A 20,931-nucleotide genomic window follows, 5' to 3' on the forward strand; every position below is an offset into this window, starting at 1 on the left:
TAGCTAGCGTCGGGTTGGCTGCGTGCGACACGGCGCTTCCGATGGTGGTCGACGCAAATCGGTGTAAACTAGCGAAAGCCGCCGTGTTGTTCCTAGGATAGTAAAACAGTCAATGCCCAGTCGATGCCCAATGGCGGTCAATCCCAAGCGAGACGAGAGAGAGTGACGTGTATGAAGAAAAGCAAAGTCGACCAGACTCTATCGATGCCGGCGCTGCCACCTGACCACAACGGCGAGCCCGGCAGCAGCGCCGCGCCCTCGTCCTCGGGGTTCAACCTGGCCAATCACTTCCTGATTGCGATGCCGTCGATGCAAGACCCGATTTTCGGCGGCACCGTGGTGTACGTCTGCGAGCACAACGACAACGGCGTGCTCGGCGTCGTCATCAACAAGCCGACCGACATGACGATGGAGATCCTGTTCGAGCGGATCGACCTGAAGCTGTCCGAAGGGCTGCGCACCACCGTCGTCAACGAGCCGATCATGTTTGGCGGTCCGGTGCAGGACGACCGCGGCTTCGTGCTGCACACGCCGGGTGCACAATACTCGTCGTCGCTGACGGTGACCGACGACGTCGCGTTTACCACCTCGATCGACGTGCTCGAGGCGGTCGCCGCCGGCGATGGGCCGCAGCGCATGCTGGTATCGATCGGTTATTCGGGCTGGAGCCCGGGGCAGCTGGAGGAAGAAATCGGCCGCAACGGCTGGCTCACGGTAGGTGCCGACGCCCACGTGCTGTTCGACCTGCCGATCGAGGAACGTTATAACGCCGCCATCAAATTGCTGGGCATCGATCCGATGATGCTCGCCCCCGAGGCCGGCCACGCCTGATGGTCGAGATTGTTTTCGGTTTCGACTTCGGCATCAAACGCGTCGGCATCGCCATGGGCAACACCCTGACCGGCCAGGCGCAACCGCTGGCCGTGGTCAAGGCGATCGACAACGCCGCCCGCTTTACCCAAATCGGCGCGCTGATCGACGAATGGCGCCCATCCAAACTGGTGGTCGGCGAACCGTTTCACCCCGACGGCGCCGAGCACGAGATGACGCTGCGCTGCCGCCGCTTCGCCAACCAGCTGCACGGCCGCTTCGGCCTGCCGGTCCAACTGGTCGACGAACGCTACTCGTCGGCCGTGATCCAGGCCAAACGCGGCGAAGTCATCGACGACAAAGCCGCCTCTATCATTTTGCAACAATACTTCGACGACCATGCCAACCTCTGTTAAGCAATTTAACGCCGAAGCCCTGTACCGCGACCTGCTACAGCAGGTGCGAGCCGGGCTTTCCGACCTGACCAATGTCGCCGATGCGCCCGCCCTCGCCATTGTCGGCATCCACTCGGGCGGCGCGTGGCTGGCCGAACGGCTGGCGGCCGACCTCGGCCCCGAATTGGGCGGCCGGCTCGGCTTCATCGACGTCTCGTTCTACCGCGACGATTATGCCAAAAAAGGCTTGCACCCCGACGTCAAGCCGACCCAGATCGGCTTCAACGTCGACGGCGCCGCCATCTTGCTGGTCGACGACGTGCTCTACACCGGGCGCACCACGCGCGCCGCGATCAACGTGCTGTTCGACTACGGCCGGCCGGCCCGCATCATGCTCGCGGCACTGGCAGACCGTAGCGGGCGCGAACTGCCGGTGGCGGCCGATTTCGTCGCCGCCCATGTGCCGCTCGAGTCAACCCAGGCGCTGGTGCTTGCGCGTGGCGCCGACGGCACCCTCTCGCTTACCATTGAAGATGACCATGCTTAATCCGCAACTGAACAAGAACGGCGAACTACAGCACCTGTTGACGATCGAAGGACTGCCCAAGGCGATCGTCAACCATATCCTCGACACCGCATCCTCATTCGTCAGCATCTCCGACCGCGAAGTAAAGAAAGTACCGCTGATGCGCGGCAAAAGCGTGTTCAACCTGTTTTTCGAAAACTCGACGCGCACCCGCACCACGTTCGAAATCGCCTCCAAGCGGCTGTCGGCCGACGTCATCAACCTGAACATTTCGGCATCGTCGGCCAGCAAGGGCGAGTCGCTGCTCGACACCATCGACAACCTGGCCGCGATGCACGCCGATATGTTCGTGGTGCGCCACGCGCAGTCCGGCGCGCCCTACCTGATCGCCAAGCACCTGATCGACACCCGGCAGTCGCACGTCCACGTCGTCAATGCCGGTGACGGCCGCCACGCGCACCCGACCCAGGGCCTGCTCGACATGTACACCATCCGCCACTACAAGAAGGACTTCACCAACCTGACGGTGGCGATCGTCGGCGACATTTTGCACAGCCGGGTGGCGCGCTCGGACATCCATGCATTGACCACGCTGGGCGTGCCGGAAGTGCGGGCGATCGGGCCGCACACGCTGCTGCCAGGCGGCCTGGAGCAGATGGGCGTGCGGGTGTTTACCAACATGGACGAGGGCCTCAAGGGCGTCGACGTGATCATCATGCTGCGCCTGCAAAGCGAGCGGATGAGCGGTGCGCTGCTGCCGTCGGCGCAGGAATACTTCAAGAGCTACGGCCTGACGCCGGAGCGGCTGGCGCTGGCAAAGCCGGACGCGATCGTGATGCACCCGGGGCCAATGAACCGCGGGGTCGAAATTGATTCGGCGGTGGCCGACGGCGCGCAGGCGGTGATCCTGCCGCAAGTGACGTTCGGGATTGCGGTGCGGATGGCGGTAATGAGCATATTGGCGGGAACCCACGGATGAAACTGCATATCAAGAACGGGCGCCTGGTCGACCCGAAAAATAACATCGATGCGCTGCGCGACCTGTTCATCGTCGACGGCGTGGTTGCCGCGGCGGGCGAGGCGCCTGCCGGTTTTGTCGCCGATCGTACCATCGACGCCGCCGGCCTGGTGGTCGCGCCGGGGCTGGTCGACCTGTCGGCCCGGCTGCGCGAACCCGGCTACGAATACAAGGCCACGCTGGAGTCCGAAATGCAGGCGGCGATGCAGGGCGGCGTGACCAGCCTGGTGTGCCCGCCCGACACCGATCCGGTGCTCGACGAACCGGGCCTGGTTGAGATGCTCAAGCACCGCGCGCGCAGCCTGAACCAGGCCCACGTGCATCCGCTCGGCGCGCTGACCATGGGCCTGAAGGGCCGTGCGCTGACCGAGATGGCGGAATTGACCGAAGCGGGCTGCATCGGCTTTGCGCAGGCCGAGGAACCGGTCGAAGACACCAACGTACTGCTGCGCGCGCTGCAGTATGCGAAGACGTTCGAATATACCGTGTGGCTGCGCCCGCAGGACGCGCACATCGGCCGCGGCGGCATCGCCCATGCAGGCCCGCTCGCTTCGCGCCTCGGCCTGGCCGGCGTGCCGGTGATGTCCGAGACGATCGCGCTGCATACTATTTTCGAACTGGTGCGCGCTACCGGCGCCCGCGTTCACCTGTGCCGCGTGTCGTCGGCGGCCGGCATCGAACTGGTGCGCGCGGCCAAGAAGGAAGGCCTGCCGGTCACCTGCGACGTCGGCGCACACCACATCCACATGACCGACGCCGACATCGGCTTTTTCGATTCGAACGCGCGCGTGACGCCGCCGTTTCGCGGCCAACGCGATCGCGAAGCGATCCGCGCCGGCCTGTACGACGGCGTCATCGATGCGATCTGTTCGGACCACACGCCGGTCGACGCCGACGAGAAGCTGCTGCCGTTCGGCGAAGCCTCGCCCGGCGCCACCGGACTCGAACTGCTGCTGTCGCTGGCGCTCAAGTGGGCCGACGACTACGCCGCCGGCCAGTATCGTTCAGGGGGCGCCGGCGCCGGGCCGCTGTCGCGCGCGCTGGCCAAGGTCACCTGCGATGCCGCCCGGGTGGCAGGGCTGGCGGCCGGCCAGCTGGCGCCTGGCGCGGCGGCCGACATCGTGCTGTTCGATCCGGCCGCGCGCTGGACGGTCGACGCGCAAGCGCTGGCCAGCCAGGGCAAGCACACGCCGTTTGTCGGCTACGAAATGACAGGGCAGGTAGTGGTTACCATCGTCGCCGGCCGCGTGGCCTACCAGCGCAAGAGCGGACCGGTGCGCGGCTAAGCGCTTAAAACCACAGTTACGACGGCGCGCGGCGGTTTTGTTCGCGCGCCGCCGCGCATGACGGTAGAATCCTGCTGCTGAGCAGCGCCATGACTGCACCAGCCGTTTTCTTTGGTGCCATTTGAATATCAAGCTTGCTGTTCGCCTGTCGCGCGTCTTCTTCCACCTCGTTTTTGGGCTCGCCATTTGCGCTCTGGTGTTCCCATGGGCCGGCGCCGCGCGCCGCGACCAGTCGATCCGCCGCTGGTCGCGCCGCCTGCTCGGCATCTGCGGCGTCATTCTGGAGCCGCAGGGCGAGCCGCTGGCGCATGCGCTGGTGGTCGCCAACCACGTGTCCTGGCTCGACATTTTCGTCATCAATTCGCTGCACCCGTGCCGCTTCGTCGCCAAGTCGGAGATCCGCGCCTGGCCGGTACTGGGCTGGCTGGTGGCGCAGGCCGGCACTGTGTTCATCGCGCGCGGCAACCGGCGCGACCTGCGCCACGCGTTCAAAGGCCTGGTGCACAGCCTCGAACAGGGCGAGCGGGTCGCATTTTTCCCCGAAGGGACCACCGCCGCGCAAGGCGCTTTGATGCCGTTCCACGCCAATCTGTTCGAGGCGGCGATCGACGCCGGGGTAATGGTGCAGCCGTACGCGCTTCAGTACCTCGACACCAAGGGCGCCCTGCATCCGACAGTCGACTTCACCGGCGACATTACTTTTGCGGCCAGCACGATCGCCATCCTGTCCGGCGCCGCAGTGCACGCGCGGCTGGTGTGCCTGCCGGCGTTGGAGGCGCGTGGCGCGCACCGGCGCGAACTGGCCGCGGACGCCGCCGAAGCGGTGGCGGCGGCGCTGGCGCGCTAGTATTATTCCCGCTTTTTTTCTTTCACTTTTTTGCTCTTGCCGGCGTGCGGCTTGTATTCAGGGCAGTCGACCTGAAGCAGCGCGCGATCGTCCAGGCATACCGCACTCAGCTTGCCGCCCCAGACGCAGCCGCTGTCGAGTCCAATTGCGTCGGCGCGCAGCAACAGGCCGAGCGCCGACCAATGGCCGAACACCACCGTGACATCAACGCTGCGGCGGCCGGGAAGATCGAACCATGGCACCAGGTTTGATCCGCTTGGTGCGCCGGCGCTTTCCTTATGGCCGAACTCCATCACCCCGCCCGGCGCACAAAACCGCATGCGGGTAAGTGCGTTGACGATGCAGCGCAATCGGGAAATGCCGGCCAGGCTGTCGTCCCAGCGGTCCGGCAGGTTGCCGTACATCTGGCCGAGGAAGTCGATCCAGCCAGGGCCACGCAGCACGGCTTCGACCTCGGCTGCCAGCGCGATCGTCTCAAAGGCAGTCCATTGCGGGAGCACGCCGGCATGTACCAGCAGGTGACCCTTGACCAGCTTGGCCAGCGGGCGCCGGCGCAGCCATTCCATCAGCGCGCCGCAGTCGGGAGCGGCGAGGATCGCGTCGAACGTATCGGACTTCGAAGCCGGCTGCGCGCCGCAGGCCACCGCCAGCAGGTGCAGGTCGTGGTTGCCAAGCAGCGCGTCGATACGGCCCTCGCTCGCCTCGCACAGCGCGCGAACACGGCGCAAGGCCTCGAGCGACGCGGGGCCGCGGTTGACCAGGTCGCCGACAAAGATGATGTCGGCCGGGCCGCCGGCATCCCTGGCGATCTGATCGAGCAGAACTTCGGTTTCGTGGATGCATCCCTGCAGGTCGCCGATGGCGTAGGTTTTCATGAGCGTGGTGGCTGCCGCGGCGATTAAATAAGAAGTGGCTGGCAGTTTCACATAGAATTGAGCTTTAGACCATACGTCGAATCGCTGGCCCGGGAGCTTCGCACGTCTTACTCGACAAGGTTTCAATCAAAGTTGCTCCTACTGCAATTCGGGACGTGCTGATATTGGAGCCGCGCGTGATTGGCGACGAGCGCGGCTTCTTCTTCGAAAGTTTCAATGCGCGCAGTTTGGACGAACTGACCGGCCAGCGCGTCAATGTTGTCCAGCATAACCACAACCACAACCACAACCGCTCGGCGAAGAATGTCCTGCGCGGCTTGCATTACCAGATCAAGCAGCCGCAAGGCAAATTGGTGCGCGTAAGCGCCGGCGCAGTATTCGACGTGGCGGTCGATTTACGCGCGGCCTCGCCGTTTTTCGGCCGCTGGGTCGGAGTCCTGCTGTCGGGTGCCGCCCGGCTTCGCGCCCGGCTTCGTGGTTACCAGCGACAGCGCCGAATGCCTGTACAAAACCACCGACTACCGGGCTCCCGAGCATGAACGCTCGATCCTGTGGAGCGATCCGGCATTGGCAATCGAATGGCCGATCAGCGGCGCGTCGATCGTATCGGCCAGCGATAGCGCGGCGCACTGCTGGCGCACGCCGACGTGTTCCCCTGAACATCCTGGTGACAAGCCAGCGGCCAGGTCGGCTACGGCCACACCTACGGCTCGCGCAGCCGGTCACCGCAGGGCGAAGTCATTCGCGCCCCGCGGCTGGGTCTTCAATGATGCAAAGTGCTGGATTCCGCCGGAATGGCGATATTGCGCAATCGGATACAACCGCTCCCATTTACACTGAATTGTCGGCATTTTGGCGGGCGGTAATCCGGTACAATCCGGGCTTGCCGTTTCGATACCGACGTCACCAGTACGATAATATCGCCGACTGCAGCGTGCGGACGGGATACTCCGCCTCCTGTCTTGTATATATAAAGTAATAATGTTTTCATTTCTTGTAAGCTTCGCTTTCTCTGCCCTGCTGACCCTGCTTGTGATCAAGCAGGTGGGCTTGCACGGGCCGGCGCTGGATGCCGATTTCGCGGCCGTCCAAAAAGTCCACTCGCATAATGTGGCGCGCATCGGCGGGCTGCCGATTTTCCTCGCGGTAGTACTTACCGCCGCCATTTCGATGTGGCGGGTGCCGACGATCGCGCTGTGGCTTTTATCGTTGCTGCTGTGTTCCTCGATCGCCTTTTTGGGCGGCATACTGGAAGACTATACCGGCAAGGTCAGCGCCAGCTGGCGGCTGCTGTTAACCATGGCGGCGGCGTTGTTGGGTTATTTCCTGATCGACGCCAAGCTGACCCGTATCGATTTTCCGTTCGGTTCGTTGCCGCTGCAGTATGTATGGCTGGTACTGCCGCTGACGGTGCTGGCAGTGGCGGGGATTGCCAATGCCGTCAATATTATCGACGGCTTTAATGGGTTGGCCAGCGTGGTGAGCATCTGCATGCTGATATCGCTCGCTTATGTGGCGGCCCAGGTCGGCGATGTGTTCGTGGTGGTGGCTGCGCTGATGGTGGCGGGCGCAACCGCCGGCTTTCTGATCTGGAATTACCCGGTCGGCCTGATATTCCTCGGCGATGGCGGCGCCTACTTCCTTGGCTTCATGCTCGGTGAGCTGGCGCTGCTGCTGGTGGTGCGCAACCCGCAGGTATCGACCTGGTATGCGGTCTTGCTGCTGATTTATCCCGCGTTCGAAACCATATTCTCGGCTTATCGGCGCATGTTTGTACGCGGTAAATCGCCGACAATGCCGGATGGTATCCATTTGCACAGCCTGATTTTCCGCCGCATCGTGCAATGGACAGTCGGTCGCAAGGACGCGCGCGCACTGATGCGACGCAATGCGCTGACCTCGCCGTATTTGTGGATGTTTTCGTTGATGGCGGTTATTCCGGCTACGGTATTCTGGCGAAATACAGGGGTCTTGATATTTTTCTGTTTATTGTTTATTGTCAGCTATGTGTGGTTGTATGCGCGTATTGTTCGATTCAAGGCGCCGCGTTGGCTAATCTGGCGCAAGAAGGACTAGCATTTAAATACGGATGTAGTATATTGCGACAATTGGTGATAATTCACTGAACTTGTTTTAACCACTATTTTTAAGGAACGATGATGGATCTGTCAAATTTGTCGGTAGGTGATTTACGTAATCTGCAGGACCAAGTTAAGCAGGAAATGAAAAAACGCGAGCACCAGGAAGTGGCAAAAGCGCGCGAACAAATCCTGGCAATCGCCCAGAGCGTCGGCGTGCCATTGAAAGACCTGATCGGCACCGGCATTCGGGCCAAAACCGGAACCGTCGCTGTGCGTTTTCGCCATCCGGACAATTCATCCCTGCAGTGGACCGGCCGTGGCCGCCAGCCTAAGTGGGTAAAAGAATGGGTCGAAGGCGGCAAATCGATCGACAAACTGCGCGTGTAAGCCAGCCGCAGTACGGTTCGCAGTACATTTTTATACTGTTTCATGTCCGTAGCGGCAAGAACGGCGGGTCCGCAATTCACAATGACCCCGCTTGCCGCTACAATACCCTTCCTGCTTCCCGACGGCGACTTTGACCAGGCCCCAATGCCAGCTGTTGCGCCCGCAATCCCGTTTCGACATCATTCAAGGTAGACAATATATGGTCGCGCTTTCAAAATCGATTTTCAAAGCCTATGATATCCGCGGCGTTGTCGGCACGACGCTCGATGCCGGTGTGGCGCACCAGATCGGGCAGGCGTTCGGGATGGCGGTATTGGCCAAAGGCGAGCAGCGCGCCGTGATCGGCCGCGATGGCCGCCTGTCCGGGCCGGAACTGGCCAGCGCGCTGGCGCGGGGACTGCAGGCGGCCGGCGTCGACGTGATCGACCTCGGGGTGGTCGCTACGCCGATGGTCTACTACGGCACCAAGGTACTCGGCGCAACGTCCGGCATCATGGTCACCGGCAGCCACAATCCGCCTGACTATAACGGCTTCAAGATGGTGCTGGCGGGCGAAGCGATCCATGGCGCGACGATCACCGCGCTGTACGACAGCATCGCCGCGCACGACAGGGGCGCGCACAGCGAGCCGGGACAGCGGCAGGGCGCCTACAGCACCCACGACATCCGCGCCGACTACCTTGCGCGCATCATTGGCGACGTCAAGCTCGCTCGTCCGATCAAGCTCGCCGTCGATTGCGGCAACGGCGTGGCCGGCGCGTTCGCGGGCGACCTGTTCCGCGGCATGGGCTGCGACGTGGTCGAACTTTTCTGCGAAGTCGACGGCAATTTCCCGAACCACCATCCGGACCCGGCCCACCCTGAAAACCTGCAGGACCTGATTCGGAGCCTGCGCGAGACCGACGCCGAGATCGGCATCGCCTTCGACGGCGACGGCGACCGCCTTGGCGTGGTTACCAAGGACGGCCAGATCATCTATCCGGACCGCCAGATGATGCTGTTCGCCGCCGACGTGCTGACGCGCCACCCGGGCGCGCAGATCTTGTACGACGTCAAGTGCACGCGCCACCTGGCACCATATATCGCCAGCCACGGCGGCGTGCCGCTGATGTGGAAGACCGGGCACTCGCTGGTCAAGGCCAAGCTGCGCGAGACCGGCGCCCCGCTGGGCGGCGAAATGAGCGGTCATATTTTCTTCTCGGACCGCTGGTACGGTTTCGACGACGGCCTTTATGCGGGCGCCCGCCTGCTCGAACTGTTGACCCGTGTGGGCGATCCGTCGGCGCTGCTGAACGCCTTGCCGCAATCGGACAGCACGCCCGAGCTGCACCTCGAACTGCTTGAGGGTGAAAACGTCGTGCTGATCGACAAGCTGCGCCACGCCCAGTTCCCCGGCCACGAGCGCATCATCACGATCGACGGCCTGCGTGTCGAATACCCGGACGGTTTCGGGCTGGCGCGTTCGTCCAACACCACGCCGGTGGTGGTGATGCGTTTCGAGGCCGAAACGCCGCAGGCACTGGCGCGCATCCAGGCCGAGTTCAAGCGCGTCATCGTCGCCGCCAAGCCAGACGCCAAGCTGCCGTTCTGACGTGAGCCGCATTTGACGCAAGCGACGCAGCCAAGCCGGTCAATCCCGTTGAACCAGTTGAACCAGTTGAAGCAACTGAAAATCCTGTTGGTGCGCGTGTCGTCGCTGGGCGACGTGCTGCACAACCTGCCGATGGTGGCCGATATCCTGCGCCACCATCCCGGCGCGCTGATCGACTGGGTGGTGGAAGAAGGCTACGTCAGCCTGGTCCGCCTTAACCCGCACGTACGCACCATCATCCCGTTCGCCCTGCGGCGCTGGCGCAAGAGCCTGACGGCCAAACCGACGCGCGCCGAAATCGCCGCGTTCCTGCGCGCCTTGCGCGCCGAGCGCTACGACTTCGTGTTCGACACCCAGGGCTTGCTCAAGACCGGCGTCATCATGGGCGCCGCGCGGCTGGCGCCGGGCGGGCGCAAGGTCGGTTTGGCCAACGGCAGCGAAGGTTCAGGCTACGAAGCCGTCTCGCGCATCTTCCACACCGACAGCGTCCACCTCGACCCGCGCACCCATGCAGTCGCGCGCGGCCGGCTGGTGGCCGCCGCCGCGCTCGGCTACCAGGTCGACAGCGCACCCGACTTCGGCTTGCCGGCGCCGCTGCCCGACTTGGCGACGCGCCCGCAATGGATGCCGGCCGCGCCGTACGCGGTGTTTTTCCATGGTACCGCCCGCGCCGCCAAGAAGTGGCCGGCGGCCAACTGGATCGCTACCGGCCTGGCGCTGGCACCGATGCCGGTGTTGCTGGCGTGGGGATCGGAAGGCGAAAAGCGCGAGGCCGAACTGATCGCCGCCGGCCTGGCACATGCCGTCGTGCTGCCGAAGCTGTCGATGGACGAAGCGGTGACCCTGGCGCGCAACGCGGCGCTGGCGATCGGCGTCGATACCGGCCTGACCCACATCGCGGCGGCCTTCGTGCGTCCGACCATCGAACTGTATTGTGATTCGCCGAAGTGGAAGACCGAGGGCAACTGGTCGCCGCGGATCGTCAATCTAGGCGAGCTTGGCGCGCCACCAACGGTGGCCGAAGTGACGCTCGCCTGTGCGCGCCTGCTGGCAGCCCCGGTGACAGCGCCGCCGGGGCCAGCGTGAGCCGCACCACGTATTCCCTGCTCTGGTGGATCGCGCTACCGCTGGTGCTGGCGCGCCTGTTGTGGCGCGGGCTGCGCGAACCTGGCTACCGCGCGCACTGGGGCGAGCGGCTCGGCTTTTACGGCGAGCGCGGCGCCGGCTGGCACACCATCTGGATCCACGCGGTGTCGGTGGGCGAGACGCGCGCTTGCGAACCACTGGTTGACGCCTTGATGCTGGCCTATCCGCATAGCCGCATCGTGCTGACCCACATGACGCCGACCGGACGCGCCGCCGGCCGCGACCTGTTCGCGCGCCACGGCGAACGCCTGGTGCAGTCCTACCTGCCGTACGACACCAGATCGATGGTCAGGCGCTTCATGAAATACTTCACGCCGCGCATCTGCATCCTGATGGAGACCGAAGTGTGGCCGAATCTGATCGCGGTATGCGGCGAGCGCGGCGTCGCCGTCGCGCTGGTCAATGCGCGCCTGTCGGAGCGCTCGCTACGGCGCGCCGGCCGCTTCGGCGATCTGATGACCGACGCCGCGCGCGCCATTTCGCTGGTCGCCGCGCAGACCGAAGCCGACGCCGAGCGCGTCCGTTCGCTCGGCGTGAGCCACGTCGCCGTCACCGGCAGCATCAAGTTCGACGTGGTGGTGCCGCAAGCCGCGATGACCGTCGGCGCGGCCTTGCGCGCGCGCACCGGCGCGCGGCCGGTACTGCTGTGCGCCAGCACCCGCGATGGCGAAGAGGCACTGATCCTCGACGCCTACCAACGGCTGGCGTCAAAGCCCGCCGGCATGCTGCTGTTGATCGTGCCGCGCCACCCGCAGCGTTTCGACGACGTCGCCCGGCTGGTGCAGTCGCGGGGGCTGACGCTGGCGCGCCGCTCGCAGCTGGCAGGGCCGGGGCCGCAGGTCGAGGCGAACGTCGACGTCCTGCTGGGCGACTCGATGGGCGAGATGTTCGCCTATTATGCCGCTTGCGACTGCGCCTTCATCGGCGGCAGCCTGCTGCCGCTGGGCGGGCAAAACCTGATCGAAGCGTGCGCGCTCGGTAAGCCGGTGCTGATCGGCAAACACACGTTCAATTTCGCGCAGGCGAGCGATGAAGCGGTCGCCGCCGGCGCCGCCTGGCGCGCGCGCGATGCCGGCCACATGCTGCAGCTGGCCTGCGCCCTGTTGCAGGACGCGCCAGAGCGCGCACGGATGGGGCAATGCGCATCGGCGTTCGCCGGCCGCCACCGCGGCGCCACCGCGCGCACTGTTGAATTGCTGAGACGATTGATTTACTAGCAATTTGTTACCATGTTCTCTTTTCAGCCCGGCATAGCGGGCGCACGGAGGGTCGCATGTTGTGGTTCAACCATCCAAAGCCGGTCGGCAGCCGCAAACCCGTCGCCGTCCTGGTGCAGCAGCACATCGATCTTCCGAATACCGCTTCGATCGCTACCCCGTTGCCGGACACTCCCGCGCCGGACCTGCCGAGCTTGCATGGCAGCGGCAATGCGGTCGCGTTGCCGCTCGAATTCTCGGTGCGCTACTCGCTGGGGGAATATGTCAGTTTCATGTGGCAGCACGCGCGCTACCTGATCCGCCGGCGCCGCATCGGCGTGCTGACCAGCTGGTACATGCTGGTCAAGAGCACCTGGTCGGCCGGTTTTCATTTCGTGCTGCAGGGCCGTGCGCGGCATACCTACGGCTTCACCATCGACCAGCACGGCATTGTACGCACCGGCCCGGGCGGGGTCACCTTGATCGGCTGGCAAGACGTCAGCGCGATCCGCAGCTATTCGCGCGGGTGCCTGCTGGTACTTAAACGCGGCACCTTGCCGATCCCGGCGCGCTGCCTGGACCGCCAGCAGTCGGACAGCCTGGCGGCATATGCAGCGCAACTAAAGGTCGCGGTCATCCACTAAGGAATGCGGTGCGGCTAATCCGGGAACAGCACCGGCAGCTCCTGCGAGCGCTTGCGCAGCGCCGCCTTGGCGCCGTCGTAATCGGGATACACCGATTCCACCTTGGCCCAGAAGCGCGGGCTGTGGTTCATTTCCAACAGGTGTGCCAGTTCATGCGCCACCACGTAATCGATCAGCGGCAGCGAAAAATGGATCAGTCGCCAGTTCAGGCGGATACTGCCGTCCACCGTGCACGAGCCCCAGCGGGTGCCGGCCGACGACAGCGTCATCGAACTGTAGCTCACCCCTAGCCGCGCCGCGTACACTGCCAGCCGCTCGGTAAACACGCGCGTCGCTTCCGTCCGCAGCCAGATGCGTACGCGCTCCTGCAGCTGCCATTCGGCCAGGCCGGCCACCACGCCGATGCTCAGTTCCCCCAGCGCCGGCTCGAACACGCAATGGCTGCGCTGCGCCGGCCGCAGGCGCAGCGTGATATTGCCGCCCATGTAGGGCAGGGCGGCGCCGTCGATCCATTGCATCGGCGGCTTTTCCTGGCGCAGCGCGCGCCGCTCGCCGCGTTCGTGCAGCTTGGTCAGGATCCAGCGCTGCTTGGCGCGGATGGCGTTGTCGATTTCAGCCAGCGTGATGCGCCTGGGGGCGGTGACGCGCAGGCCGTCGTCGTCGATCATGAAGCCGATCGAGCGGCGCGCAGAGCGGCGCAGCTCGTAGTCGAGCGCGTGGGGTCCTAGCTGGATGCGGCGCAGCGGCGGTGCATCGGGCAAGCGGGGCGGAGCTGGGAGGATCGAGCGCGGCGGGGTGGGCAGGGGCGGCGGCGTTTTGAACAGCGCGCGCGGCGGTGCCGATGGCGCCGTCGGCGCAGTCGGTTCCAGCGCGGCGAAGAAGTCGAGCGCGAACAGTTCGAGTTGGGAGCCGGTGATTTTGGGGGACGTCATGGCCGTTTGTGGCGCAAAGTCCCGGATCAAGGCGCCGACTCCGCTCAACCAGCGCTGTAGGCGTGGGGCGAAATGACGCGCATTTCTGATTCTATCCAATTTTCCACCTCTTGCATCATGCTGTCGGGAGTGTGATTGTCGGGCGAAATCGGTTTGCCGATCGAGACGGTGATCACACCTGGACGTTTCAGGAACGAGTTCTTGGGCCAGCACTCACCTGAATTATGCGCGATCGGCACCACCACCGTATTCGTTTCGACCGCAAGCCGGGTGCCCCCGCTCTTGTATTTTCCAGTTTTGCCGACCGGGATCCGGGTCCCTTCCGGGAACATGATAATCCATTGGCCGTCGGCCAGCCGCCGCTTGCCCTGGGTGACTACGTGGCGGAAGGCATTCTTGCCCTGCTTGCGGTCGATCGGGATCATGCGCAGCAGCGCCATGCCCCAGCCAAAGAACGGGATGTACAGGATTTCCTTCTTGAAGACATACACCAGCGGGCGTTTCAGGTTCGGCAAAAGGAAGATGGTTTCCCATGCCGACTGGTGCTTCGAGAGCACGATGGCCGGTGCGTTGGGCTGGTTCTCGACACCTTTGAATTCGTAACGGATGCCGCAAATGACGCGGGCAGCCCAGATGACGAACACGTTCCAGCGCGATGTGATCCAGAACCGCTGGTTGTAGGGCAGCGGCGCGGCGAGCAGGCAGACGCAGACCCAGATCACGGTGGCAAGCACCATCACGATGGTGAACAGCAGGGAACGCAGGAACAGGCCAAAATTACGCAAATCAGTCTCCAGGTAAAACGAGTGAAACGTTCGAGCACGCGCGTATCAGGCGGGCGTGGGGGTTTTGAGCAGCAGGCTGACCATCGCGGCGAGGTCGGGAAACACCTTGGTGCCGGGCGGCAGGCCACCGGTGTCGAACGTCTTCTGGCCCTTGCCGGTCAGAACCAGGTAGGGCAAACAGCCGCTGACATAGCCGGCCTGCAGGTCGCGCAGCGAGTCGCCGACGGTCGGCACGCCTTTCAGGCTGACCTTGAAACGCTTGCCGATTTCGTCGAACATGCCCGCTTTCGGTTTGCGGCAGTCGCAATTGTCGATCGCCGCATGCGGGCAAAAGAAAATCGCGTCGATCGCCGCGCCGACCTGCTGCGCGTGGTTGTGCAGCTTTTGGTGGATCGCATTGAGGCTGCCCATGTCGAACAATTCGCGCGCGATGCCCGACTGGTTCGAGGCGATCACCACGCGGTAGCCGGCCTGATTCAGGCGCGCGATCGCTTCGAGCGAGCCGGGGATCGGAATCCACTCGGCCGGTGACTTGATGAACGCCGGCGAATCCTGGTTGATCACGCCATCGCGGTCAAGGATGATCATCTTTAACATGCCAGCTTCCCTCTTGCTGTATTCAGCCAATTTGTGCATCCACTTGCTTATTCAGCCCGCTCATGCAGCCAGCTTCGAGATATCGGCCACCCGGTTCATCATGGCGTGCAGCTGCGACAGCAGCGCCAGGCGGTTGCGGCGCAATGCCGGGTCCTCGTCCATCACCATCACGTCGTTGAAGAAGCCGTCGACGTCGTCGCGCAGCTGGGCCAGCGTCTTGAGGGTGCCGGTAAAATCACCCCGTTCGAACGCCGCATCGACGAGGGGCCGCACGCGGCTCACGCTGGCGGCCAGCGTGAGCTCGGCGTCTTCGCGCAGCAGGTCGGCCGCAACGGCGCCGATCGCGGTATCGGTTTTTTTCAGGATGTTGGTGATGCGCTTGTTGGCGGCGGCCAGCGACGCGCTTTCCGGCAATTCGGCGAAAGCCTTGACGGCGTCGAGGCGTTGGACGATGTCGTCGAGGCGGTCCGGGTTCTGCGCCAGCACCGCTTCGACTTCGTTGGCCGAGAAGCCGCGCTCGCGCAGGATGCCGCGCAGGCGGTCGATGATGAAGCCGGCGACGTCCGCCGACGGATCCTTGAAGCCAGCGCGCTCGCCAAATACCGACGCGGCATCGGCCAGCAGTTCGCTGATCGCCACCGGCAAGCGTTTTTCGAGCAGCATGCGCAGTACGCCGAGGGCATGGCGGCGCAGCGCGAACGGATCCTTGTCGCCGGTCGGGCCGAGTCCGATCGACCAGATACCGACTAGGGTTTCAAGCTTGTCGGCCAGCGCCACGGCGGTGCCGGTGGCGCTCGAGGGCAGCGCATCGCCGGCAAAACGCGGCTGGTAATGTTCGGACGCGGCCAGTGCCACGTCGTCATGTTCGCCGTCGTGGCGCGCGTAATACGTGCCCATGATGCCTTGCAGCTCGGGGAATTCGCCCACCATGTCGGTCAGCAGGTCGGCCTTGGCCAGCATGGCGCCGCGTTCGGCAAGCAGCACGTCGTAGCCGAGTCGTTTTGCGATGGCGCCGGCGAGCCGGGTGACGCGGGCGCTGCGATCGAACTGGGTGCCCAGCTTGTTGTGGTAGACGACGTTGGCCAGCAGCGGCAGGCGCGCTTCGAGCGACTTCTTCTTGTCCTGCTCGAAGAAGAACTTGGCGTCGGACAGGCGCGGGCGCACCACGCGCTCGTTGCCGCCGATGATGTGGCGCGGGTCCGTCGTTTCGATGTTCGAGACGATCAGGAAGCGCGAACGCAGCTTGCCAACGCTGTCGGTCAGCGCAAAATACTTCTGGTTGGTCTGCATCGTCAGGATCAGGCATTCCTGCGGCACCGCCAGGAATTCTTCCTCGAAGTTGCACTCGTAGACGACCGGCCATTCGACCAGCGCGGCGACTTCATCGAGCAGCGCTTCGGGCATCAGGACCTGGTCGGCGCCGGCTTTTTCAAGCAGGGCGGCGCGGATCGCTTCCTTGCGCCGCTCCAGGCTGGCGATGACCTTGCCTTCGTTTTCCAGCAAACCGCAATAATTGACCGGATGCGTGATGGCGATTTCGGCGCCGTTCGACAGGAAACGGTGACCGAGCGTGGTGCGCCCGGCGCTAAGACCAAGGCCGCGGATCGGCACGATCGCTTCGCCCAACAGCGCGATCAGCGAATGAGCCGGGCGCACGAACTGCACGGTGGCGCCATCCGGGCGCTGGTAGCTCATCAACTTCGGGATCGGCAGCTTGGCCAGCGCTTCGTCGAACGCCGCCTGCAAGCCGGTCGCCAACGCGCTGCCCTCGGCGGTGTAGGTGAAGAAAAAGCTTTCGGCCTTGCCGTCGGTGGCGCGCTCGAGCTGGGCCACGGTGACGTCCGCGCGGCCCATCGCGGCCAGCTTCTTGGCCAGCGGCGCGGTCGGGTTACCGTCGGCGTCGAGCGCGACCGAGACCGGCAGCACTTTTTCGCGGATCGACTTGTCGGGCGAAGTGGCGCGCACTTCGGTGATCATGACGGCAAGCCGGCGCGGCGTGGCGAAGGTGGTGGTGACGCTGCCGGTGTCCGTAAAGTTGCGCAATGCGAGGCCGTTGGCAATGCCGGCGGCGAACGCCGCGGCCAGTTTGGCGAGCGCCTTGGGCGGCAGTTCTTCGGTCAGCAGTTCGACGAGTAAGGTCTGGTTCATTTGTATTTTCTTTTTTTTCGGGGACTCAGGCAGGGATTGCCGCGGCGCGCGGCGCCATCGGGAAGCCGAGTTTTTCGCGCGAGTCGTAATAGGCCTGGGCCACCAGGCGCGACAAAGTGCGCACGCGACCGATGTAGGCGGCGCGCTCGGTCACCGAGATGGCGCCGCGCGCATCCAACATGTTGAAGCTGTGCGACGCCTTCATGATCTGCTCGTAGGCGGGCAAGGTCAGCGCCAGTTCGACCAGCCGCTTCGCTTCCGCTTCATGATTGGCAAACGCGGCGAACAGCAAATCAGTGTTGGCGTGCTCGAAGTTGTAGGTCGACTGCTCGACTTCGTTCTGGTGGTAGACGTCGCCGTATGACAGCGTTTTCCTGGCGCCGTCTTCTTCCCACTCGGTCCACACCAGGTCGTAGACGTTCTCGACGCCTTGCAGGTACATCGCCAGGCGCTCGATGCCGTAGGTGATTTCGCCAAGCACTGGCTTGCAGTCGAGACCGCCGACCTGCTGGAAGTAGGTGAACTGGGTCACTTCCATGCCGTTCAGCCAGACCTCCCAGCCAAGACCCCAGGCGCCCAGGGTCGGGCTTTCCCAGTCGTCCTCGACGAAGCGCACGTCGTTCTGCTTGAGGTCCAGGCCGAGTGCCTCGAGCGAACCGAGGTACAGGTCGAGGATGTTTTCCGGCGCCGGCTTGAGCACCACTTGGTACTGGTAATAATGCTGCAGGCGGTTCGGGTTCTCGCCGTAGCGGCCGTCTTTCGGGCGGCGCGACGGCTGCACGTAGGCGGCGCGCCAATGCTCGGGGCCGATCGCGCGTAAAAACGTGCCAGTGTGGAAAGTGCCGGCGCCGACTTCCATGTCGTAGGGCTGGAGCAGGGCGCAGCCTTGCTTGTCCCAGTAGGATTGCAAGGTCAAAATAATTTGTTGGAATGTGAGCATCGTGGCGTGGCGCCGCGCATCGGGGCGCGAACAAGTAGGTGAATGTGCTAAACAGCTAATTTTAGCGGCTTTTGCCCAACGGCTGGGAACCGATGTGGCAATGGCGCCGGGATTGGGCTACATCTGAGTTACTTCTGAGTCACATCTGGGCCACTACTTAGCCAAAGAGACTGTGCTCGTACGATATTTCTTGCCCGAGTACCACGCAGTCGCCAGTGCCAGCGCCGCCAGCGCCAGGAACAGCAAATTGCCGAAACGGATATACGGTGTCATGCCTTGCATGCCCTGCACGCTGGCCGACAACACGCCGCGGCCATAGAACGGCAGCACGGCAGTCACGTTGCCGTGGGCGTCGATGACGGCGGTGGCGCCGGTATTGGTGGCGCGCAGCATCGGGCGCCCGGTCTCCAGCGATCGCATACGCGAAATCTGCAAGTGCTGGGGAATTGCCACCGACTCGCCGTACCATGCCAGGTTCGACGCGTTCAGCAATATTGTCGCCGGCCGCGGCGAGCCGCGCAACTGGCTGGCAATTTCCTCGCCAAACGCGTCTTCGTAACAGACGTTCGGCAGCACCAGCTGGTCCTTGACAGCGAACGGCGGCTGGATCGCCGCGCCGCGGTTGAAGTCGCCCAGCGGGATTTGCATCATGTCGACGAACCAGCGAAAACCTTGCGGCACGAACTCGCCGAACGGCACCAGGTGCTGCTTGTCGAAACGGTAAGTCTGCCCGGACGGACTAATTCCGGCCACGCTGTTGGTGAACTGCGTCGGGCTGTCGGAAAACGGAATTCCATACATCAGGCTGCTGCCGGTGTCGCGCGCGAACCGTGCCAGGCTGGGTAAGTAGTCGGGCGGCAACTGCTGAGGGAACAGCACGATTGCCGTCTCCGGCGTAGCGATCAGGTCGGCCGGCGCGGCGATGATCAGGTCGCGGTACAGGGCCAGCGCCTTGTGGATGTATTCGGCCTCGAATTTTTCGCCCTGCGCCACACTGCCTTGCAGCAGGCGCACCGAGATGGGCGCGCCGTGCGGACGGGTCCAGTCGATGGCGCGCAGGCCGTAGCCGGTCGCCATCAGCGCGCACAGCAGGCCGATGGCGGGCCAGCGCGCGCGCTGGGTCAGCATCGTCAGGCAGCTTGCGCCCAGTGCAACCAGCACGCCGATGCCGTAGACGCCGACCAGCGGCGCGAAGCCCGCCAGCGGGCTGGCGTTATGGGCGTAACCGGAGGCGGCCCACGGAAAACCGGTGAAAACCCAGCCGCGCATCCATTCGGACAGTCCCCAGCTGACCGGCAGCGCCAGCATCAGGAAGGCGGCCACCGGCAGCGACCAGCGCCGCCGCAGCCAGGCCGCGACGCCCGTGGCGAAGGCGGCGAACAGTCCCATGTAGGCGCCCAGCAGTACGATCGCCAGCGCGGCCAGTGGCGCCGCCAGGCCGCCGAAGCGGTTCATCGCAATGTACAGCCAGTGCATGCCGGCGACCGACCAGCCCAGGCCGAAAGCCCAACCGATCAAGGTGGCACGCTTTACCGAGGTATCCATGCCGACCTGGTAAAACAGAAAAGCGAGCAGAGGAAACTGCAGCGGCCAGGCGCCGAACGGGGCGAACGTGAACAAGGACAGGCCGCCGGCCAGCGCGGCCAACAGCATCGGCATGGCGGTGCCGCGCGGCGTCGCGCCGGCAGCGCCGGCAATGGCGGTAGCGGCCCCGGGACGGCGCGGCATCAGTCGCGTTCGTCCTCGGGTTGCGGCAGGCGCTCGACCAGCAGCACGTGGATCTGGCGGGCATCGGCGCGCAGTACTTCGAAACGCAGGCCGTCGACGTCGAACAATTCGCCCTTGTGCGGCATGCGGCCGAGGTGGTTGGCAACCAGCCCGCCGATGGTGTCGACGTCGTCGTCGACCAGCGCCGCGCCGATCTCTTGGTTGAACTGTTCGAGTTCGGTCAGCGCCTTGACGCGCCAGCGCGGGCCAAACTGGCCTTCCTTGATCGACAGGACGTTGTCTTCTACCTCATCGAAGTCGTACTCGTCCTCGATGTCGCCGACGATCTGCTCCAAGACGTCTTCGATCGTGATCAAACCGGCCACGCCGCTGTATTCATCGACCACGATCGCCATGTGATTGTGATTGGCGCGAAAGTCGCGCAGCAGCACGTTCAGGCGCTTCGACTCGGGAATGAAAATGGCCGGGCGCAGCATGTCGCGCACCTCGAACGATTCTTCCGCGTAGTAGCGCAGCAAGTCCTTGGCGAGCAGGATGCCGACCACCTTGTCGCGCTCGCCCTCGATCGCCGGAAAGCGCGAGTGGGCGGTGGACAGCACGCTGGGCATCCATTCTTCGATCGGTTTGCTGATGTCGATGACGTCCATCTGCGAGCGCGGCACCATGATGTCGCGCGCCGACAGGTCCGAAACCTGGAACACGCCCTCGATCATCGACAATGCATCGGCGTCGATCAGGCTGCGTTCGTGGGCGTCGTGCAGTACTTCGAGCAGCTCGGCGCGGTTTTCGGGCTCTGGAGAGATCATTGCGGTCAGGCGTTCAAACAGTGACCGGTGGGGCTTGGCGTCCGTGCGGACGTCAGTAGGGTGCTCTGGCATAGTTGGCGTGAGCCGTTGTCGCGATAAGCATAGGATACACCAAAACCGCGAGTGCCTGTTTTTCAGGCAGTGCCAGGCGCGCCGGAGCGCCAGCGCGGCGCTGGCGCATGCATCGGCAGGC

The 20,931-nt window shown here is 64.2% G+C and carries 20 protein-coding genes and 1 pseudogene; 13 read left to right on the top strand and 8 right to left on the bottom strand.

What is annotated here, in order from left to right:
• The first annotated feature begins 171 nt into the window (after positions 1–171).
• The 6 genes from CR103_RS01780 to CR103_RS01805 all read left to right on the top strand — a co-directional run bounded on the left by CR103_RS01780 (position 172) and on the right by CR103_RS01805 (position 4,882).
• On the top strand, positions 172–831 hold the full coding sequence (locus CR103_RS01780; protein WP_099914261.1) for a YqgE/AlgH family protein: 660 nt from the start codon (positions 172–174) through the stop codon (positions 829–831).
• Positions 831–1,226: a Holliday junction resolvase RuvX gene (ruvX, locus tag CR103_RS01785; protein WP_099914262.1), complete on the top strand. Its 396-nt coding sequence runs from the start codon at positions 831–833 to the stop codon at positions 1,224–1,226. The genes CR103_RS01780 and ruvX overlap by 1 nt, the downstream gene beginning before the upstream one ends.
• Positions 1,210–1,752 carry a bifunctional pyr operon transcriptional regulator/uracil phosphoribosyltransferase PyrR gene (pyrR, locus tag CR103_RS01790; RefSeq protein ID WP_099914263.1) on the top strand — a complete coding sequence of 181 codons (543 nt, stop codon included), beginning with the start codon at positions 1,210–1,212 and terminating at the stop codon, positions 1,750–1,752. Before ruvX ends, pyrR begins: the two co-directional genes overlap by 17 nt.
• Positions 1,745–2,710, top strand: coding sequence for an aspartate carbamoyltransferase catalytic subunit (locus tag CR103_RS01795; RefSeq protein ID WP_099914333.1), 966 nt, complete (start codon positions 1,745–1,747; stop codon positions 2,708–2,710). Before pyrR ends, CR103_RS01795 begins: the two co-directional genes overlap by 8 nt.
• A complete protein-coding gene (locus CR103_RS01800) occupies positions 2,707–4,035 on the top strand; it encodes a dihydroorotase (RefSeq protein WP_099914264.1) in 1,329 nt (442 codons plus the stop codon). Before CR103_RS01795 ends, CR103_RS01800 begins: the two co-directional genes overlap by 4 nt.
• A 121-nt stretch (positions 4,036–4,156) precedes the next feature.
• The gene (locus tag CR103_RS01805) at positions 4,157–4,882 is read left to right on the top strand and encodes a lysophospholipid acyltransferase family protein (protein WP_099914265.1); all 726 of its coding nucleotides are present in this window, start codon (positions 4,157–4,159) and stop codon (positions 4,880–4,882) included.
• A 2-nt stretch (positions 4,883–4,884) separates the two neighbouring features.
• On the opposite strand, the gene CR103_RS01810 is transcribed toward CR103_RS01805, so the two are convergent.
• The gene (locus CR103_RS01810) at positions 4,885–5,757 is read right to left on the bottom strand and encodes a symmetrical bis(5'-nucleosyl)-tetraphosphatase (RefSeq protein WP_099914266.1); all 873 of its coding nucleotides are present in this window, start codon (positions 5,755–5,757) and stop codon (positions 4,885–4,887) included.
• 125 nt (positions 5,758–5,882) lie between these two features.
• Here CR103_RS01810 and rfbC point away from each other — a divergent pair.
• The 7 genes and pseudogenes from rfbC to CR103_RS01845 all read left to right on the top strand — a co-directional run bounded on the left by rfbC (position 5,883) and on the right by CR103_RS01845 (position 12,802).
• Positions 5,883–6,416 (top strand): annotated as a pseudogene (gene rfbC / locus CR103_RS01815) (dTDP-4-dehydrorhamnose 3,5-epimerase).
• Positions 6,417–6,738: 322 nt separating this feature from the next.
• A complete protein-coding gene (locus CR103_RS01820) occupies positions 6,739–7,833 on the top strand; it encodes a glycosyltransferase family 4 protein (protein ID WP_099914267.1) in 1,095 nt (364 codons plus the stop codon).
• 83 nt (positions 7,834–7,916) lie between these two features.
• Positions 7,917–8,225, top strand: coding sequence for an H-NS histone family protein (locus tag CR103_RS01825; protein ID WP_099914268.1), 309 nt, complete (start codon positions 7,917–7,919; stop codon positions 8,223–8,225).
• A 199-nt stretch (positions 8,226–8,424) separates the two neighbouring features.
• Entirely contained in the window at positions 8,425–9,816 is a 1,392-nt protein-coding gene (locus CR103_RS01830; RefSeq protein ID WP_099914269.1) for a phosphomannomutase/phosphoglucomutase, read from the top strand.
• 75 nt (positions 9,817–9,891) lie between these two features.
• The gene (waaC, locus tag CR103_RS01835) at positions 9,892–10,902 is read left to right on the top strand and encodes a lipopolysaccharide heptosyltransferase I (protein WP_099914334.1); all 1,011 of its coding nucleotides are present in this window, start codon (positions 9,892–9,894) and stop codon (positions 10,900–10,902) included.
• Positions 10,899–12,179, top strand: coding sequence for a lipid IV(A) 3-deoxy-D-manno-octulosonic acid transferase (waaA, locus tag CR103_RS01840; protein WP_099914270.1), 1,281 nt, complete (start codon positions 10,899–10,901; stop codon positions 12,177–12,179). Before waaC ends, waaA begins: the two co-directional genes overlap by 4 nt.
• A 56-nt stretch (positions 12,180–12,235) precedes the next feature.
• Entirely contained in the window at positions 12,236–12,802 is a 567-nt protein-coding gene (locus tag CR103_RS01845; protein WP_099914271.1) for a YcxB family protein, read from the top strand.
• Positions 12,803–12,816: 14 nt separating this feature from the next.
• Here the strand turns inward: CR103_RS01845 and CR103_RS01850 are convergent, their stop codons facing one another.
• From CR103_RS01850 to CR103_RS01880, 7 genes are all read right to left on the bottom strand, one after another.
• Positions 12,817–13,734 (bottom strand): M48 family metallopeptidase, encoded by a 918-nt coding sequence (locus CR103_RS01850; protein WP_099914335.1) that lies wholly within the window; start codon positions 13,732–13,734, stop codon positions 12,817–12,819.
• 44 nt (positions 13,735–13,778) lie between these two features.
• The gene (locus CR103_RS01855; protein ID WP_099914272.1) at positions 13,779–14,519 is read right to left on the bottom strand and encodes a lysophospholipid acyltransferase family protein; all 741 of its coding nucleotides are present in this window, start codon (positions 14,517–14,519) and stop codon (positions 13,779–13,781) included.
• A gap of 45 nt (positions 14,520–14,564) precedes the next feature.
• Positions 14,565–15,116 (bottom strand): D-glycero-beta-D-manno-heptose 1,7-bisphosphate 7-phosphatase, encoded by a 552-nt coding sequence (gene gmhB, locus CR103_RS01860; protein ID WP_099914273.1) that lies wholly within the window; start codon positions 15,114–15,116, stop codon positions 14,565–14,567.
• Between the two features lie 60 nt (positions 15,117–15,176).
• Entirely contained in the window at positions 15,177–17,264 is a 2,088-nt protein-coding gene (gene glyS, locus CR103_RS01865) for a glycine--tRNA ligase subunit beta (protein ID WP_099914274.1), read from the bottom strand.
• Positions 17,265–17,289: 25 nt separating this feature from the next.
• A complete protein-coding gene (gene glyQ, locus CR103_RS01870) occupies positions 17,290–18,204 on the bottom strand; it encodes a glycine--tRNA ligase subunit alpha (protein WP_099914275.1) in 915 nt (304 codons plus the stop codon).
• 153 nt (positions 18,205–18,357) lie between these two features.
• Positions 18,358–19,932 (bottom strand): apolipoprotein N-acyltransferase, encoded by a 1,575-nt coding sequence (lnt, locus tag CR103_RS01875; protein ID WP_099914276.1) that lies wholly within the window; start codon positions 19,930–19,932, stop codon positions 18,358–18,360.
• Positions 19,932–20,810: a CorC family transporter gene (locus CR103_RS01880; RefSeq protein WP_099914277.1), complete on the bottom strand. Its 879-nt coding sequence runs from the start codon at positions 20,808–20,810 to the stop codon at positions 19,932–19,934. Before CR103_RS01880 ends, lnt begins: the two co-directional genes overlap by 1 nt.
• Positions 20,811–20,931 lie beyond the last annotated feature (121 nt).

Source organism: Massilia psychrophila (assembly GCF_002760665.1).
Taxonomy (GTDB): Bacteria; Pseudomonadota; Gammaproteobacteria; order Burkholderiales; family Burkholderiaceae_D; genus JAFCUW01.

What these genes read in the sequence shown, in the direction of transcription:
- glyQ (WP_099914275.1), bottom strand. Translation starts at nt 18,204, where the DNA reads ATGCTCACATTCCAACAAATTATTTTGACCTTGCAATCCTACTGGGAC.
- glyS (WP_099914274.1), bottom strand. Translation starts at nt 17,264, where the DNA reads ATGAACCAGACCTTACTCGTCGAACTGCTGACCGAAGAACTGCCGCCC.
- CR103_RS01825 (WP_099914268.1), top strand. Translation starts at nt 7,917, where the DNA reads ATGGATCTGTCAAATTTGTCGGTAGGTGATTTACGTAATCTGCAGGAC.
- CR103_RS01845 (WP_099914271.1), top strand. Translation starts at nt 12,236, where the DNA reads ATGTTGTGGTTCAACCATCCAAAGCCGGTCGGCAGCCGCAAACCCGTC.
- ruvX (WP_099914262.1), top strand. Translation starts at nt 831, where the DNA reads ATGGTCGAGATTGTTTTCGGTTTCGACTTCGGCATCAAACGCGTCGGC.
- lnt (WP_099914276.1), bottom strand. Translation starts at nt 19,932, where the DNA reads ATGCCGCGCCGTCCCGGGGCCGCTACCGCCATTGCCGGCGCTGCCGGC.
- CR103_RS01850 (WP_099914335.1), bottom strand. Translation starts at nt 13,734, where the DNA reads ATGACGTCCCCCAAAATCACCGGCTCCCAACTCGAACTGTTCGCGCTC.
- CR103_RS01800 (WP_099914264.1), top strand. Translation starts at nt 2,707, where the DNA reads ATGAAACTGCATATCAAGAACGGGCGCCTGGTCGACCCGAAAAATAAC.
- CR103_RS01810 (WP_099914266.1), bottom strand. Translation starts at nt 5,757, where the DNA reads ATGAAAACCTACGCCATCGGCGACCTGCAGGGATGCATCCACGAAACC.
- gmhB (WP_099914273.1), bottom strand. Translation starts at nt 15,116, where the DNA reads ATGTTAAAGATGATCATCCTTGACCGCGATGGCGTGATCAACCAGGAT.
- CR103_RS01820 (WP_099914267.1), top strand. Translation starts at nt 6,739, where the DNA reads ATGTTTTCATTTCTTGTAAGCTTCGCTTTCTCTGCCCTGCTGACCCTG.
- pyrR (WP_099914263.1), top strand. Translation starts at nt 1,210, where the DNA reads ATGCCAACCTCTGTTAAGCAATTTAACGCCGAAGCCCTGTACCGCGAC.
- CR103_RS01830 (WP_099914269.1), top strand. Translation starts at nt 8,425, where the DNA reads ATGGTCGCGCTTTCAAAATCGATTTTCAAAGCCTATGATATCCGCGGC.
- CR103_RS01780 (WP_099914261.1), top strand. Translation starts at nt 172, where the DNA reads ATGAAGAAAAGCAAAGTCGACCAGACTCTATCGATGCCGGCGCTGCCA.
- CR103_RS01880 (WP_099914277.1), bottom strand. Translation starts at nt 20,810, where the DNA reads ATGCCAGAGCACCCTACTGACGTCCGCACGGACGCCAAGCCCCACCGG.
- CR103_RS01795 (WP_099914333.1), top strand. Translation starts at nt 1,745, where the DNA reads ATGCTTAATCCGCAACTGAACAAGAACGGCGAACTACAGCACCTGTTG.